Consider the following 14,571-nt stretch of genomic DNA (forward strand, 5'->3'; position numbering starts at 1 on the left):
CGGGCGCTTTCTTTTGGGAGCAGCGAATCGCCGCCGACCGTAGCCGGCGCTAATTGACCTGGCGGTCGCGCCCTTCCCAATAGGGCGCGCGCAGTTCGCGGCGCAGGATCTTGCCGCTGGCATTGCGCGGCATTTCGGGGATCACGTCGATCGTCTTGGGGACCTTGAACCCGGCCAACCGCTCGCGGGTAAAGGCGATGATGTCCTCGGGATCGACCTCGCTGCCGGGCTTGGCCACGACGCAGGCCTTGACCGCCTCGCCCCAGGTATCGTCGGGGACGCCGATCACCGCCACCTCGCCCACCGCCGGATGGCCGTAGATCGCGCTTTCGACCTGGGCGGGATAGACGTTCTCGCCGCCCGAGATGATCATGTCCTTGATGCGGTCCTGGATGTAGACGTAGCCGTCCTCGTCCATATAGGCGGCATCGCCGGTGTACATCCACCCGTCCTTCAGCGCGCCGCTGGTCGCATCGGGCAGATTCCAGTATCCCTGCATGTTCGACGGGCTCTTGCAGATCAGCTCGCCGACTTCGCCGCGCGGCAGTTCCGCGCCATCGTCGCCCACAACCCTGAGTTCGGCCCCTGGCACTGCCTTGCCCGCGGACTTCATCCGCTGGTTGCCTTCGAGCGTATGGTCGTCGGGCGGCAGCATGGCGATGGTGCCGGTGGTCTCGGTCATGCCATAGCACTGGAGGAAGCCTGCCCCGGGGATCGTCTGGACCGCCTCGCGCAGCAGGTCGAGCGGGATCGGCGCGGCACCGTACATGACGTATTTCACGGCGGAAAAGTCGGTGTCCTTCGCGCGCGGATGCTGGATCACCATCTGCAGCGCGGCGGGGACAATGAACAGCCGAGTGATCCCCTGTTCGAAGCCGTCAAGAACGCCATCGGGGGTGAATTCGGACTGGACGATGGCGCGGATGCCCGCAGCGATCGCCATGATGCCGAGCCCGGTCCCGCCGATATGGGCGCAGGGCATGCAGACGAGGATCGCCTCGTTCTCGTCCCATTTCGACCATGGCTGGGCCGCTTCCTCGGCCGGCAGGCGCAGCGAGAAGAGGTTGGCGTTGGTGAGCACCGCGCCCTTGGGATTGCCCGTCGTTCCCGAGGTATAGAGCTGGAGCACGGCGTCGTCGGGCCCCGCCCCTTCGAAATCGTCGGCCGGGGCGGCAGCGATCTCGGCCTTGGCGGTGGACGTGTCGACGATCTCGGGCGGATCGTCCATCTGGCCGCAGGCCTTGGCCGCGAGCTCGTCGAAACCCTCGTCGATGAACAGCAGCCGGGCGCCGGTATCGCCGAGGATGAAGGCGATTTCGGGCGCTGCGAGACGCCAGCCGATCGGGACCATGACCACGCCCATCCGCGCCGCCGAGTAGAACAGCTCGAAATAGTGCCGCGCGTTCTTGCCCAGCCAGGCGATGCGATCTCCCTTCGACAATCCATGCGCGCGCAGCATTGCCACGATCCGCCGCGAGCGTTCCTCAAGCTGCGCGAAGGTCAGCGCATCGCCATCCTGCTCGATCGCCACCTGATCGGGTTTCTCGCTGGCCCAGTGCCTGATGAGCTCATCAAAGGTGAGCTTCTGCGTTCCGGTCATCTATCCTCTCCGCTGTTATCAGCTTTGAGAGCATCATGACATGTCGGTTGCGCCGTGCAACCCGATTCGCACTAGCGCCAGCGCCCGCCTGCCCGGGCGCGCCTTTCGCGCAGACCGAGCCACAGCAGCGGGCCGAGCGGCCCCGCCACAAAGGTCGCCAAGAGGACCGGCGCCTGGACCAGCCGCGAAAACTTCTTGGCGTCGGCATCGCGTGCGATCCAGAGCCCGGTGAAGAGGTCAAAGGCGAGATAGTGGATCCAGCCGATGGTCGCCCCGCCATCGCTGGCGAAGATCGCGCGAATGCCCGCGATGGTCGAGAAGTCGATCGGTGCCCGTGCCCCGCCGGGATCGAAGCCGCCCGACACTATGCCGATGATCCCGGTTGCATACGCAAGGCACAGCAGCCCGACGCCGAGATAGAGTATGGCCGAGAGCAGGGCCGGCCAGCGCGGAAGCAGCACCAGCGCCGTCCACATGACCATTGCCAGCAGGTTCGCCGCGCCGAAGACCGTGTCCCACATTACGCCGGTTCCGGCGCGATGAGCGGCAGAGTCCTGGCGGCGCGGTGGACCGCGTCATTGTCGTGGACGAAGCGCCCGCGCGCCGCGCGCTTGGCGAGCGCCAACGCCGCCTGTGCGACCACGTCCGCCGGGATTGCGCGGTACTGGCGATACTTGCCGTGCAGCAGCAGATTGCCGAGCGGCGCCGCGGCCAGGCCCAGCCTCTCGGCAGGACGATGGTCCTCCGCGCGCTTGCCGCGCAGCAGCCCAGGGCGCAGGATGTCGAGCCGGTCGAAGCGCAGCTTGGTCACCTCGCGCTCGGTCTCGCCCTTCACGCGCAGGTAGAAGGTCTTGGCGAGCGGGTCGGCCCCGACCGAGCTGACGAGGATGAAACGCTCGACTCCCTGCTCCTTCGCCGCCCTTGCCGTGGCGAGCACGAGATCGTGGTCGACAGCGCGGAAGGCGGCCTCGTCCTCGCCCGCCTTCTTCCACGTGGTGCCGAGAGCGCAGATCATCGCCCGCGGGCGGACCGCCTCGATCACTTCGCCCCACTTCGCCGGGTCGGCGACGAACAGTTCCATGCGGATGCCGCTCGGCAGCTTGGTCTCGCGTCGGGCGATGCCGGTCAGCCGCACATCCTCGCGCCCGACACATTGCGCCATGACCGCCGAACCGATCAGGCCGGTGGCGCCGACCAGTGCGATTCGCACCGAGTCAGACATTGCTCAGCCCCTCGGGCATGCGACCGTAGATGCGGGCGCACTGGGTGATGGCATAGCGATCGGTCATGCCGGCGATGAAATCGGCGATGTGGCGGCTGCGCTGCGGCTCGGCCGCGGGCAGGCTGGCAAGCCAGTCGGCGGGCATGGCGGTGGGATCCCGATGATAGGCGGCGAACAGCTTCGCGATCACGTCGTGCGCGCGCTTGGCCGTGGCAAGCTGTTCCTCGTGATAGTAGAGCCGGTCGTACATGAAGCGCTTGAGCACGCGTTCCTGCTCGCGCATCGTCGGCGAGAAACCGGCGAGCTGGCGTCCCGCGCCGCGCACTTCCTCGACGCTGCCGATGTCTTTGACCTGTTCGCGCGTGTGCGACAGCATGTCGTTGACCATCAGTCCGATCTGGGTGCGGATCAGCTCGCGCAGCTGGCGGTCGCGCGGGGCATGCGGAAAGCGCCTTTCGACCGCGCGCCACTGGTCGGCGAGCCAGTCGAGCACCAGCAAATCGTCGAGATCGAGAAAGCCCGCGCGCAGGCCGTCGTCGATATCGTGATTGTCATAGGCGATGTCGTCGGCAAGCGCGGCGACCTGCGCCTCGAGCGAGGGCCAGCTGTGAAGGTCGAGCGGGAACGCGTGGTCGATCTCGGCGAGCGCCCAGCTGGGCTCGGCGAGCGGACCGTTGTGCTTGGCCAGACCCTCGAGCGTTTCCCAGGTGAGGTTGAGCCCCTCGTGGTCGCAATAGGGGCTTTCGAGCCGCGCCAGCGTGCGCAGCCCCTGCGCATTGTGATCGTAACCACCGGCCGCGGCCATGGCTTCTTCGAGCGCCTGCTCGCCGGCATGGCCGAAGGGCGGATGGCCGATGTCGTGTCCAAGGCACAGGGCCTCGGTCAGGTCCTCGTCGAGGCCCAGTTCGCGCGCGAGGACGCGGCCGATCTGGGCGACCTCGATGCTGTGCGTCAGCCGGGTGCGATAGTGGTCGCCGTCGGGCGAGACGAACACCTGCGTCTTCGAGCGCAGCCGGCGGAAGGAGATCGAATGGACGATGCGGTCGCGATCGCGCTGGAACTCGCTGCGCGGCCCGCGTGATCCTTCGCGTTCTTCGCCGAATTCGCGCCCGCGGCTCGCGGCAGGGTCGGAGGCGTAGGGAGCTCTGTTCATTGATGCGCGGGCTTAGAGTTCATGCCGCCCGCCGACAACGTGAACGAATAGCGAACCCAGCCGGTTTTCGGCCAAAAGAAAGGGCCGCACGCCCGATGACGTGCGGCCCGATCGAGGTGCGACCCAACCGAGATCAGTTGATGCCGATGGTGTCCGGATTTCCATCCGGATCCCCATTCACAGTGCCGCCGCTGCGGGGCGTGCCGAGCAGCAGCAGGCCGGCCATGTGCGGGCTGGCCATCGAGGTACCCGACAGCGTGGCGTAGCCGCCATTCTTGTAGGTCGAATAGATCGACGAGCCCGGCTCGGCGAAATCGACCGGCGGGTTGCCGTAGTTGGAGAAGCTCGACCAGTTGTCGCCCTGCGCGAACGAGCTGATCGTGTAGATATTGGCACCATTCGCCGAAGCGGGCGACTTGGTGTTGGCATCGGTCGACTCGTTGCCCGCGGCGAGCGCGAACTTCAGGCCTTTGCCTGCAGCGGCGATGACGGCATCGTTGAGCGCCTGGCTGAAACCGCCGCCGAGGCTCATGTTGGCGACGTCGCCGGGCTGGAAGTTTGCACCGGCATAGTCGACCCCGGCGATCACGCCGCTGTTGGAGCCCGAACCGCGGCGGTCGAGGACCTTCACCGGGATGATCTGCGCACCGGCGGCGACGCCGACTGTGCCGATGCCGTTGCCCTTGATGCCTGCGATCGTGCCCGCGACGTGACTGCCATGGCCGTTGTCGTCATCGGGCGTACTGGTGCGGGCGATGAAGGTCGCGCCTTCGGTCTGGTTCACGTTCAGGTCCGGGTGATCCATGTCGACACCGGTGTCGATGACCCAGGCGCGCCGCGTGACACCGGTCTGACCGCCGCCGACACGAGCAATGCCCCAAGGGGTCTGTTCGGGAGGCTGGGTCGTGCCGCCGCCGGGCTTGCCCTTCGCGCCGTCACCCGGCTTGGCAACGGTGGTCATCATCTGGTCCTGCTCGCAATAGGCGATGCGCGGGTTCTTCGCCTGCATGTTGGCGATGCCCTGTGCCGACGCATTCACCGCAAAGCCGCGGATCGTGTTCTGGTATTCGAACTTGACCTGCCCGTTGGCTGTCTGAGCGGCGCGAGCCGCCTCGGCCTTGACGTTGCCCTTGGCGACGAGGCCGGGCTGGAAGATGCAAATATAGCTGTTTTCGATCTTCTGCGCCGAAGCAGGCGCAGCGATGCCTGCACCCGCGAGCGCAACAATGCTCGCGGCCGCAAGGCGACCCAGTTTCATGTTCATAAGCCAGTCCCTTCCCTTGAGTGGGAAGGGCAGCATGCGGCGATCTACGCCAGCTTCAATCGGTGCATGGTTAATTTGCACCGAATGCCCGGGACCTGTCGCCGAAATGTCGCATTCTTACAAGTTGGGTTTCAATCGAGTATCCATTCCGCCGCCGCGCGGCAGTGAATATCAGTCGAATCGAACACGGGCAGCACATTGGCATCGGTGTCGACCACCAGCTCGAGCTCGGTGCAGGCCAGCACGATCGCCTCGGCACCTTCCTTTTCCTTCATCGTGATGATGGTCTTGAGCGCGCGTTCGGCGCCGCGTGTGACGCGGCCGAGCATCAGCTCCTTGTAGATGATCCCGTCGACCATCTCGACGTCGTCGGGATTGGGCGGGAGCAGGTTCACGCCATGCGCGACCAGCCGCTGGCGATAGAAAGGCTCGGTCATCACGAACCGCGTGCCGAGCAGCGCGGCGCTCTTGCATTCGGCCTCTTCCATCGCCGTGCCGACGCTGTCCGCGATATGGAGCACGGGAATCGACACGGCCTCGGTCAGCCGCTCGTGAACCTTGTGCATGGCGTTGGCGGCGATCACCAGACCTTCGGCCCCGGCGGTTTCGAGGCGGCGCGCGGAATCGACCAGCGTGGCGGCGATCGCGTCCCAGTCGTCGGCCTGCTTGGCCGCCGCGATGGGCGCATAGTCGAGGCTCTCGATGAGCAGCGGCGGGCTCGCCATCGGGGCTGCGCGCTTCTGCACGAATTTGTTGATCCGTTCGTAATAGGCGCGGGTCGAGATCCAGCTCATCCCCCCGATAATGCCGAGCTTGCGCAAGCCTTGATCCCTCTTCTTCCGCCCTGTCGTCCAGTCGATCGCGGTTGGCCCGCGTATCAGTGGGTTGCAACGGCTGGGTTACGAGGCGGTTCCATCCACCGTGGTATCCTTCGAGGCAAGCACCTCGGAAAGCCAGACCTCGAGGTCGGTAACGCTGCGTTCGGGCGCCTCCTCCATCGGGATATGGCCGATGCCCGGATAGCTGGCGAGCGTCGCATTGGGCAGCTGGGCCATGTACCAGCGCGCCGCGTCGAACGGGATCAGCGCATCCTCCTCGCCCCACATGACCAGCGTCGGCACGTGGACCTTGGCAACGGCTTCGGCGGCGAAGCTCTTGCGCGGCGTCGAGAAACGCTTGCGCGTCGCCGCGCGATTGCCCGGGTAACGCGCCAGCTCCCAATAGCGATCGACCGCCTCGGGAGTGACCACCTGCTGGTTCGAAACGCTCTGCGAGAGGCTCTTGGCGACCAGCGAGCGCGGCAGGAGCTGGCTCATGGCATCGCCGATCACGGGCGAGCCGGCGAGCCGGAAGGCCAGGTTGCCGCTCCCTTCGCGCTCGATCGGTGCACCGCCCGCATCGACCAGCACCAGCCCGTCGAGCCTCTCGGGATGGGCGATGGCGTAGCCCATGGCGATCGCCCCGCCCATCGAGTTGCCGACCAGGGTGAAGCGGCCGACATTGAGCGCATCGGTCACCGCATCGATGTCCGAAATGAAGCCGTCGAGCTCATAATTCCCGTCGGGGGCCGGCCCGGTCAGTCCGTGCCCGCGCTGGTCGTAGCGGATCACGCGATAGTCGAGCTTCAGCTCGTCGACCCACTTTTGCCAGGTGTGCAGGTCGGAATTCGAACCGTGGAGCAGGATGATGACCGGCGCATCGCGCGGTCCCTCGTCGCGGACATGGATGCGGCGGTCGCCGTCGATCGCGAGCATCCGCGAAGGCGGGGCGCCGTATTTGGCGTACATCGCATCGGGATCGGTATCGGGTACGCGCAGCACGAAGAACGCGACCACCAGCGCGAGCAGCAGCCCGCCGAGAATGCGCCAGAGCCATTTCACGGCGCCATCTCCTCGATCCAGCGGCGGACGATGTCGAGCCCTGCCTCGTCCACCGTGGCCTTGCCGAGTTCGGGCATGGCGACACCGGGTTCGGGGCTGCCCATGCGATAGGTCAGGATCGAGCTGTCGGGCGCGCCAGGGACGATATCGAACAGGTGCCCGCCGGCCCCGCGCCCGGCCGCGACGGGGCGCTTGCCGATGCCGACGGCGTCGGGCGATTGCTGCTCCCACCTGAGGTCCAGCCCGCTGTTCGAGGCGGTCGCGCCGGGGCGATGGCAATGCGCGCAATTGACATCGAGATAGCCGCGCGCGGCGGCGGTGAGATTGGCGCTGTCGCGATGCTCCCATACGGGCAGCTGGTCCGCATCGCGGGGCATCTCGTCGATGTGGCCTGCCTCGACCATCGCGGCTAGCCATTCGTGCGACAGGTTGCGCGCCTTGGGGCCGATGGGGACCACCGCTCCGTCGAGCCCGTGGCATTCCTTGCACTGGTTCTTGTTCGGCACGCGGTAGCTGATCGCCTCGCCGCCGGGCGTGACGACAGGGACTCGTGCGCCCGCGATCGCCAGCTGCGCGTCGGTCTGTTCCTCGTTCCACAGATAGGGCAGCGCGAGCCAGCCGTCGGCACGGTGCAGCAGAACGCGCGTTTCGACCAGGCGGCGGTCCTCGCCCTCGCCGAAAGCGAAGGTCTTGATCAGCGCGCCACCGACTGGGATGTCGAGCAGGCCCTCGCCATCGGCCGCCATGGTTGTGCCATCGGGCAGGTAGACGAACCGCAGTTTCTCCGCCCCGTCCGAATAAAGTGGCGTGTTGAGCCTGTAGGGCGTCACTCGCGCATTGGGGATTTGCGCGGCAGGATCGGCGAAGAATCCGTAGGCCGACAGCGTTCGCGGCATTCCAGGATCCATGATCGCCGCATCGGTGTCGATACGCGGCGCGGTTGCCATCGCCGCCACCGCGCTCAGCAACGCGGCTCCGAAGATGGCCTTGCGGATCATCCGCCGAGCCTCTCGTCGAGCGCGGAAGGTGCACCGATGCCGCTGCGATCGAATTCGCCTGCAGGTGCGGAGACCGCCAGCGGGCCGGGTTGCGCCGCGTCGAGGCCCTTGCCCTGCTCGGTCAGGTTGAGGCTCCATCCAGAGGTCCCTTCGACCGCCGAAAGGCTGCCGAGCCCGTCCCACAGGACCGGCGGGAGTTCGCCACCGAAGGCCGCGAGGAGCATCTCGGCCCCGTCGAGCTGCGGATCGTAGCCGCCCCCGTCATAGAGGTTGTCGCCCACCACCACATCGCGAGGAAGCGGGTTGTAGCGTTCGTCGTCGAAGCCCTGCGTATAGGCGATCACCATCACCGGGGCAGTCGGGTTCTGCGCCAGGATATTGTTCTCGATGAGCACCTTGTCGTTGGCCATCACGAGGATGCCCGTTCCGCGCCGCACGCCCGCGACGATATTGCCCGGGGGCGCGAAATTGGGCGTGTCGTTGGCCACAACAAGGTTATTCGCGACGATGACGTTGCCGCCGCCCATCACCGGCAGCGCGGGCAGGTCGAACACCAAGATCCCGCCGGTGTTGCGCGTGGCGACATTGTGCTCGACGAGCGCGTTGCGGCTGTTCTCGATCTCGATCCCGGCGACATTCGCCTCTGCGATAGAATTGCGCACGGTGATGTGGTTCGACTGGCCGACATAGATGCCCGCGTCGGAGGCGCCGGTGACCTTGGCCCCGTCGACGAGGACGCCGTCGCTCTCGACCGGATAAATGCCATAGGCGCCGTTTTCGGGGTGCGGCCCGCGCGTCCAGGTCACGCGGATACGGTGGTAGACGATATTGTCCGCGCCCTTGGACTTGATCCCGTCGCCCTTGGGGTTCTCGAGCGCGAAATCGCGCAGGGTGACATTGTCGCTCGTGACCAGCAGTCCCTCGCCCGATCCGGCCTGGGTGGTGAAATCGAGCACGGTGCCCTCCATCCCTGCCCCGCGCAGCGTCACTCCGTCTACATCGAGACTGAGCCCGTCGGTGAGCTCGTAGCGCCCCGCCGCCAGCACGATCTCGTCGCCTGGCTCGGTAAGGATCAGCGCCTCTTGCAGGGCCTCCTGCGCATTCTCGCCCGGAGCGATATCATGCGTGGCGGCAATAGCGGGCGCGGCGGTGGCGAGCAGCGCGGCGGCAAGCGTCGGTCTGATGGTCATGAGTCTCTCCCTTGCAACCTATTGTGCCGCAAGGGCGAATGATTGCAAGCGCGTCAGCGCTGCGAGAAGGCGCAGACAGCTGCCGAACCCGCCGCCACTTCGAGCACTTCGGGATCGTCCACCCGGCGGACGCGCTCGAGGAACTCGGCGACGTTCAGCGGGATGTCCGCCTCGCCCTCTTCGGGTGCCAGCTTCATGAGCTTGCGGATCTGGTTCACCGACAGGCGTTCCGCCATCCGCCCGGCCATGCATTCGGCCATCGGCTGCGGCAGGCCGCGCGCGACCAATTCGGCCTGGAGCCGTTCTTCCACGCTCCCCTGCAGGCCGCCACCTACGGTCGCCCAGAGGAGCGCCCCGGCGACCGCCAGCAGGGCGAGCACGATCACAAGCCGTTTCACGTCAGTCGAGCGCCTTCACGATTTCCTCGACCATCTTCTTCGCGTCGGACAGCAACATCATCGTCTGGTCCATGTAGAAAACATCGTTGTCGACCCCGGCATAGCCCACGCCGCCCATGCTGCGCTTGATGAAGAAGACCTGCTTGGCCTTGTCGACGTCGAACACGGGCATGCCGTAGATCGGGCTGGACTTGTCGGTCTTGGCCGCCGGATTGACCACGTCGTTGGCGCCGATGATGAAGGCGACATCGGCTTGCGCGAATTCGGAATTGATGTCCTCGAGCTCGAAGACCTTGTCGTAATCGACGCTGGCCTCGGCGAGCAGCACGTTCATGTGCCCCGGCATGCGCCCCGCCACCGGGTGGATGGCGAATTTCACCTCGACGCCCTTGTCCTCGAGCACGTCGGCCATCTCGCGCAGCGCGTGCTGCGCCTGTGCCACCGCCATGCCGTAGCCGGGGATGATGATGACCTTCTCGGCCTGTTCGAGCATGAAAGCGGCATCCTCGGCGCTGCCCTGCTTGTAGGGGCGCTGCTCCTTCGCCTCGCCTCCGCCCGCGCTCTCGTCGGCGCCGAAGCCGCCCGCGATCACGCTGATGAAGCTGCGGTTCATCGCGCGGCACATGATGTAGCTGAGGATCGCGCCCGAAGAGCCGACCAGCGCTCCGGTGATGATCATCGCGGTATTGCCGAGCGTGAAGCCCATCGCCGCCGCGGCCCAGCCCGAATAGGAATTGAGCATCGAGACCACGACCGGCATGTCGGCCCCGCCGATGGGGATGATCAGCAGGAAGCCGATGAGGAAGGCGAGTACCGTCAGACCGATGATGAGCGGCATGGTCTCGGCAGGGCCGGCCATCGCGAAGAGAGCGGTCAGCACGACGATCGCGGCGAGCGTGCCGAGATTGATGACGTGGCGCGCGGGCAGCAGGATCGGCGAACCGCTCATCCGCCCCGACAGCTTGGCAAAGGCGATCACCGAACCCGAGAAGGTGATCGCCCCGATGGCGATACCGAGCCCCATCTCGACCTTGGAGACCGGTTCGATCCCGTCCGCACCGAGGATGCCGAAGGACCCGGGATTGAGATAGGCAGCCCAGCCGACCAGCACCGCGGCGAGGCCAACGAGGCTGTGGAAGGCCGCGACCAGCTCGGGCATCGAGGTCATCGCGATGCGGCGGGCGATCACGAAACCGACGATGCCGCCAATGGCGATGGCCACGCCAATCTCGACGACGTTGGCAACCTCATGCGTAATCAGCGTCGTCACCACCGCGATCAGCATGCCGATCATGCCGAAGCGGTTGCCCGTCCGGCTCGTCGCGGGCGAGGACAGGCCGCGCAGCGCGAGGATGAAGAACACGCCGGCGGCGAGATAGGCGAGCGCGACCCAGGGGTTCACGGGGGCGCCGGTCGAGGCCGAGGCCGGGGTTGCGAAGTAGGCAGCCACAAGAGCAAACGTCACCCCGAACTTGATCCGGGCCCGGTGCTTTTCTTCGGAAGCGGCGCTCGAAGGAAGCGCTGCCCCGGATCGATGTCCGGGGCGACGAAGGAGTGCAGTGAGCGCCCGCATCACTTCTTCTCCTTCTTCTTGTACATGGCGAGCATGCGCGCCGTCACCGCGAACCCGCCAAAGATATTCACGCTCGCAAGCACGATGCCGAGCAGCCCCAGCCATTTCGCGCCGGGCACGTCCGCCGCCGCCGCCGCGATCAGCGCGCCAACGATGATCACCGAGGAGATCGCATTGGTCACCGCCATCAGCGGCGTGTGCAGCGCGGGCGTGACCGACCAGACCACGTAATAGCCGACGAAACACGCCAGCACGAAGATCGACAGGATCGAAATGAAGTCCATGTCTATTCCCCTCCATCTCCGCCAGCCGGTACGCTTTGAATGCGAACGTGCGGATTTGTCTCGTAAGTACTGTACTTGACGATCCAGAACAGGATTGCGCCGACGAGTAGTACTGCGGCTCCAAGATCGACTGCGGAAAACTTCAACCCGCCAGCCTATCGTTCACGACCTTGCCGCCCTGCGTCAGGCGCACGGCATCGCCGATCTCCTCGTCGAGCACGGGCTTGCCCACCTCTTTGTCCCAGAAGGCCGACAGGAAATTGTAGAGATTGCGCGCGAACAGCGCCGAGGCGTCGGCGGCGAGGTGGCCGGCGGTGTTCGAGAAACCGACGATGGTCACGCCGTGCTTCACCACCGCTTCGTCGGGCTTCGAGCCTTCGACATTGCCGCCCTGCGCCACCGCGAGGTCGAAGATCACGCTGCCCGGCTTCATGCTGGCGATCTGCGCGTCCGAGATCAGCCGCGGCGCGGGCTTGCCCGGGATCAGCGCAGTGGTGATGACGATATCCTGCTTGGCGATGTGCGAGGAGACGAGCTCCGCCTGCGCTGTCCGGTATTCCTCGGACATTTCGGTGGCATAGCCGCCCGAGCCCTCGCCCTCGATCCCCGCGACATTCTCGACGAAGACCGGCTTGGCGCCGAGCGACTGGATCTGTTCCTTGGTCGCGCTGCGCACGTCGGTCGCGCTGACCTGCGCGCCGAGCCGCTTGGCGGTGGCGATCGCTTGCAGGCCCGCCACGCCCACACCCATCACGAAGACCTTGGCCGCCTGCACCGTGCCGGCGGCGGTCATCATCATCGGGAAGGCGCGGCCATAGGTGTTTGCGGCGACCAGCACCGCCTTGTAGCCGGCGAGGTTCGACTGGCTCGACAGCACGTCCATGCTCTGCGCACGCGTAATGCGCGGCATGAATTCCATGCTCAGCGCCTCGAAGCCGGCCTTGGCATAGGCCTCGACCAGCTCGCCATTGCGGAAGGGATCGAAGGTGGCCGCAACCCAGGCACCCGGCTTCGCGCCCGCCAGCGCGGACGGGTCCGGAGCCTGGACGCCGAGCACGATGTCGGCATCCTTCACGATTTGCGCAGCGGGGCCGACTTCGACCCCTGCCTCGCGGTACGCCTCGTCGGTGACAGAGGCACCGGAGCCGGCACCTTCCTCGACAGCGACAGTGGCCCCGAGCGCGGCGAACTTCTTCGCCGTTTCGGGTGTCAGTGCGACCCGGTTTTCACCGGATGCGCGCTCCTTCAGCACCGCAATGCGCACTGGCGGCGCTTAGTCCGAAATCAGGATGACGACGAGCAGGGTGATCAGGGCGATCAGCGGGACCGCCCATTTGAGCATGCCGATGAAGGAGCCGTAGGTCTTGGAGTGCGCCTTCATGTCGTTGGCGGATTGCATGACGAAAAGTCCCTGTGTGATAGTTGTGTTGCGCCGGGTCTATCGCGGAGGGCGGCGGCGCTCAAGCCCCGCAATCGCGGCTTCCCCGGTGCCCCGCGCTTAATCCGCTCTTTACCCTATTGCGATAGGGACAGGACACGGGGCGTGGTCTGGCGTCCGCGGGGCACAAGGGAGCACGGGAAACCCAATGGCGACACGGCAATCGCGCCTGTTGATGCTGATCGACGACGAACCGGCACAGAGCCGGCTCGTGGCCGCGCTGGCCGCGCGCGAAGGCTGGCGCACGCTTACCGTCGCCAGCGGCGAGGACGCCCTCGCCACGCTCGCCTCCCCCGAAGGTGCCGATGTCCAGGCGATCCTGCTCGACCAGTGGGTCCCCGGCGATGCCGCCTGCGACCTCATTCGCGAATTGCGCACGGCGCGGCCGCAGGCCCCGCTGCTGATGCTCACCGCCAGCACCTCGCCGCTGCTGGCGGTCGAGGCGATGCGCGCGGGTGCAACCGATTATCTCGTGAAGCCGGTCGGCCCCGATCGCTTGCTCCAGGCGCTCGCCAGCGCGAGGAACGCCGCGCGCCCCCGCGCCGAACTCCAGCCGCTGACAGAGAAGCTGCCGCATCCGGTCGATTTCGACGCCATGGTCGGCACCGCCGCGCCGTTCCGCACCGCGCTGGCCAAGGCGGCGACAGCTGCGCGCAGCCATGCGCATGTGCTGGTCGAGGGTGAGAGCGGGACGGGCAAGGACATGCTCACCCGCGCGATGCACGCGGCCAGCACTCGCGCCAAGGCGCCGATGCAGGTAGTCCATTGCGGCGGCATGGCACCCGCCTCGCTCGAATCGCTGCTCTTCGGCCACGAGAAGGGCGCCATCGCGGGCGCCTTCGACCGCCAGACCGGGCTGATCGAGCAATGCGACGGCGGCACGCTGATCCTCGACGAGGTCGACCGCATCCCCTTCGACCAGCAGGAACGCCTCGCCGAGTGCCTCGCCAGCGGCATCGTCCGCCCGACCGGTGCCTCGCACGGCTTCCGCATCGACCTGCGCGTCTTCGCCGCGAGCGATTGCGCGCTCGACGATCTCGTCGCGGCAGGCGGCTTCTCGCAGGCGCTGCTCGAGCAATTGTCCGCCACGCGCATCCGCCTCCCGGCGCTGCGCGAGCGGCTCGGCGACGTCCCTGCGCTGACGCGCTATTTCCTCAGCCGGATCGGCGAACAGCCGGGGCTCAAGCACCATTCGATCGCCGACAGCGCGCTGTCGCTGCTCGAGGCCTACGACTGGCCGGGCAACGTCCGCCAGCTGCAGGCAGTGCTGTTCCGCGCCTGCGTGTTCGAACAGCGCGAGGCATTGACCGCGCACAGCTTCCCCCAGCTCGCCGAACTGCTCGGCGACAATCCCGATCGCGGCGAGAGCCGCTCGCGCGGGCTCGGCGTGCTGCTCTACACCGACGACGGCAACGTTCGCCCGCTCGAGGAGATCGAGGCCGACATCATCCGCCTCGCCATCGGCCACTATCGCGGCCGCATGACCGAGGTCGCCCGCCGGCTCGGCATCGGCCGGTCGACGCTGTACCGCAAGCTCTCCGAACTCGGGATCGACAACGCCGCCTGACCTG

General features: G+C 66.6%; 15 protein-coding genes. 1 reads left to right on the forward strand and 14 read right to left on the reverse strand.

Going from position 1 to position 14,571, the window contains the following annotated elements; all coding sequences use genetic code 11:
* Positions 1 to 49: 49 nt before the first annotated feature.
* From K3181_RS10705 to K3181_RS10770, 14 genes are all read right to left on the reverse strand, one after another.
* Positions 50 to 1,600: a fatty acid--CoA ligase gene (locus tag K3181_RS10705; protein WP_221603101.1), complete on the reverse strand. Its 1,551-nt coding sequence runs from the start codon at positions 1,598 to 1,600 to the stop codon at positions 50 to 52.
* Positions 1,601 to 1,671: 71 nt separating this feature from the next.
* Positions 1,672 to 2,121 (reverse strand): ABA4-like family protein, encoded by a 450-nt coding sequence (locus K3181_RS10710; protein ID WP_221603102.1) that lies wholly within the window; start codon positions 2,119 to 2,121, stop codon positions 1,672 to 1,674.
* Complete coding sequence (locus K3181_RS10715) at positions 2,121 to 2,822, reverse strand: NAD(P)H-binding protein (RefSeq protein WP_221603103.1); 702 nt, start codon at positions 2,820 to 2,822, stop codon at positions 2,121 to 2,123. Before K3181_RS10715 ends, K3181_RS10710 begins: the two co-directional genes overlap by 1 nt.
* On the reverse strand, positions 2,815 to 3,975 hold the full coding sequence (locus K3181_RS10720; RefSeq protein WP_221603104.1) for a deoxyguanosinetriphosphate triphosphohydrolase: 1,161 nt from the start codon (positions 3,973 to 3,975) through the stop codon (positions 2,815 to 2,817). Before K3181_RS10720 ends, K3181_RS10715 begins: the two co-directional genes overlap by 8 nt.
* Before the next feature lie 133 nt (positions 3,976 to 4,108).
* Positions 4,109 to 5,239 carry a S8 family serine peptidase gene (locus tag K3181_RS10725; RefSeq protein ID WP_247715072.1) on the reverse strand — a complete coding sequence of 377 codons (1,131 nt, stop codon included), beginning with the start codon at positions 5,237 to 5,239 and terminating at the stop codon, positions 4,109 to 4,111.
* A 131-nt stretch (positions 5,240 to 5,370) separates the two neighbouring features.
* Positions 5,371 to 6,060, reverse strand: a complete 690-nt coding sequence (locus K3181_RS10730; RefSeq protein WP_221603105.1) for an aspartate/glutamate racemase family protein — start codon at positions 6,058 to 6,060, stop codon at positions 5,371 to 5,373.
* Positions 6,061 to 6,138: 78 nt separating this feature from the next.
* Complete coding sequence (locus K3181_RS10735) at positions 6,139 to 7,119, reverse strand: alpha/beta fold hydrolase (RefSeq protein WP_221603106.1); 981 nt, start codon at positions 7,117 to 7,119, stop codon at positions 6,139 to 6,141.
* The gene (locus K3181_RS10740) at positions 7,116 to 8,117 is read right to left on the reverse strand and encodes an SO2930 family diheme c-type cytochrome (RefSeq protein WP_221603107.1); all 1,002 of its coding nucleotides are present in this window, start codon (positions 8,115 to 8,117) and stop codon (positions 7,116 to 7,118) included. The genes K3181_RS10735 and K3181_RS10740 overlap by 4 nt, the downstream gene beginning before the upstream one ends.
* Positions 8,114 to 9,307: a parallel beta-helix domain-containing protein gene (locus tag K3181_RS10745; RefSeq protein ID WP_221603108.1), complete on the reverse strand. Its 1,194-nt coding sequence runs from the start codon at positions 9,305 to 9,307 to the stop codon at positions 8,114 to 8,116. Before K3181_RS10745 ends, K3181_RS10740 begins: the two co-directional genes overlap by 4 nt.
* 53 nt (positions 9,308 to 9,360) lie before the next feature.
* Positions 9,361 to 9,705, reverse strand: a complete 345-nt coding sequence (locus K3181_RS10750) for a hypothetical protein (RefSeq protein ID WP_221603109.1) — start codon at positions 9,703 to 9,705, stop codon at positions 9,361 to 9,363.
* Position 9,706: 1 nt separating this feature from the next.
* Positions 9,707 to 11,155, reverse strand: a complete 1,449-nt coding sequence (locus tag K3181_RS10755; RefSeq protein WP_425594551.1) for an NAD(P)(+) transhydrogenase (Re/Si-specific) subunit beta — start codon at positions 11,153 to 11,155, stop codon at positions 9,707 to 9,709.
* Between the two features lie 122 nt (positions 11,156 to 11,277).
* Complete coding sequence (locus K3181_RS10760) at positions 11,278 to 11,562, reverse strand: NAD(P) transhydrogenase subunit alpha part 2 (protein ID WP_006833497.1); 285 nt, start codon at positions 11,560 to 11,562, stop codon at positions 11,278 to 11,280.
* A 142-nt stretch (positions 11,563 to 11,704) separates the two neighbouring features.
* Positions 11,705 to 12,826, reverse strand: coding sequence for an NAD(P) transhydrogenase subunit alpha (locus tag K3181_RS10765; RefSeq protein ID WP_221603110.1), 1,122 nt, complete (start codon positions 12,824 to 12,826; stop codon positions 11,705 to 11,707).
* Between the two features lie 9 nt (positions 12,827 to 12,835).
* Complete coding sequence (locus K3181_RS10770; RefSeq protein ID WP_221603111.1) at positions 12,836 to 12,961, reverse strand: aa3-type cytochrome c oxidase subunit IV; 126 nt, start codon at positions 12,959 to 12,961, stop codon at positions 12,836 to 12,838.
* Positions 12,962 to 13,148: 187 nt separating this feature from the next.
* Between K3181_RS10770 and K3181_RS10775 the strand changes: the two genes are divergently transcribed.
* Entirely contained in the window at positions 13,149 to 14,567 is a 1,419-nt protein-coding gene (locus tag K3181_RS10775) for a sigma-54-dependent transcriptional regulator (protein ID WP_221603112.1), read from the forward strand.
* Positions 14,568 to 14,571 lie beyond the last annotated feature (4 nt).

It is taken from the genome of Qipengyuania mesophila (genome assembly GCF_019711655.1).
Lineage (GTDB): Bacteria > Pseudomonadota > Alphaproteobacteria > Sphingomonadales > Sphingomonadaceae > Qipengyuania > Qipengyuania mesophila.

Excerpts from the sequence above, each read along its gene's own strand:
- K3181_RS10705 (WP_221603101.1), bottom strand. The coding sequence starts at position 1,600 with ATGACCGGAACGCAGAAGCTCACCTTTGATGAGCTCATCAGGCACTGG.
- K3181_RS10710 (WP_221603102.1), bottom strand. The coding sequence starts at position 2,121 with ATGTGGGACACGGTCTTCGGCGCGGCGAACCTGCTGGCAATGGTCATG.
- K3181_RS10715 (WP_221603103.1), bottom strand. The coding sequence starts at position 2,822 with ATGTCTGACTCGGTGCGAATCGCACTGGTCGGCGCCACCGGCCTGATC.
- K3181_RS10720 (WP_221603104.1), bottom strand. The coding sequence starts at position 3,975 with ATGAACAGAGCTCCCTACGCCTCCGACCCTGCCGCGAGCCGCGGGCGC.
- K3181_RS10725 (WP_247715072.1), bottom strand. The coding sequence starts at position 5,239 with ATGAACATGAAACTGGGTCGCCTTGCGGCCGCGAGCATTGTTGCGCTC.
- K3181_RS10740 (WP_221603107.1), bottom strand. The coding sequence starts at position 8,117 with ATGATCCGCAAGGCCATCTTCGGAGCCGCGTTGCTGAGCGCGGTGGCG.
- K3181_RS10745 (WP_221603108.1), bottom strand. The coding sequence starts at position 9,307 with ATGACCATCAGACCGACGCTTGCCGCCGCGCTGCTCGCCACCGCCGCG.
- K3181_RS10760 (WP_006833497.1), bottom strand. The coding sequence starts at position 11,562 with ATGGACTTCATTTCGATCCTGTCGATCTTCGTGCTGGCGTGTTTCGTC.
- K3181_RS10770 (WP_221603111.1), bottom strand. The coding sequence starts at position 12,961 with ATGCAATCCGCCAACGACATGAAGGCGCACTCCAAGACCTACGGCTCC.
- K3181_RS10775 (WP_221603112.1), top strand. The coding sequence starts at position 13,149 with ATGGCGACACGGCAATCGCGCCTGTTGATGCTGATCGACGACGAACCG.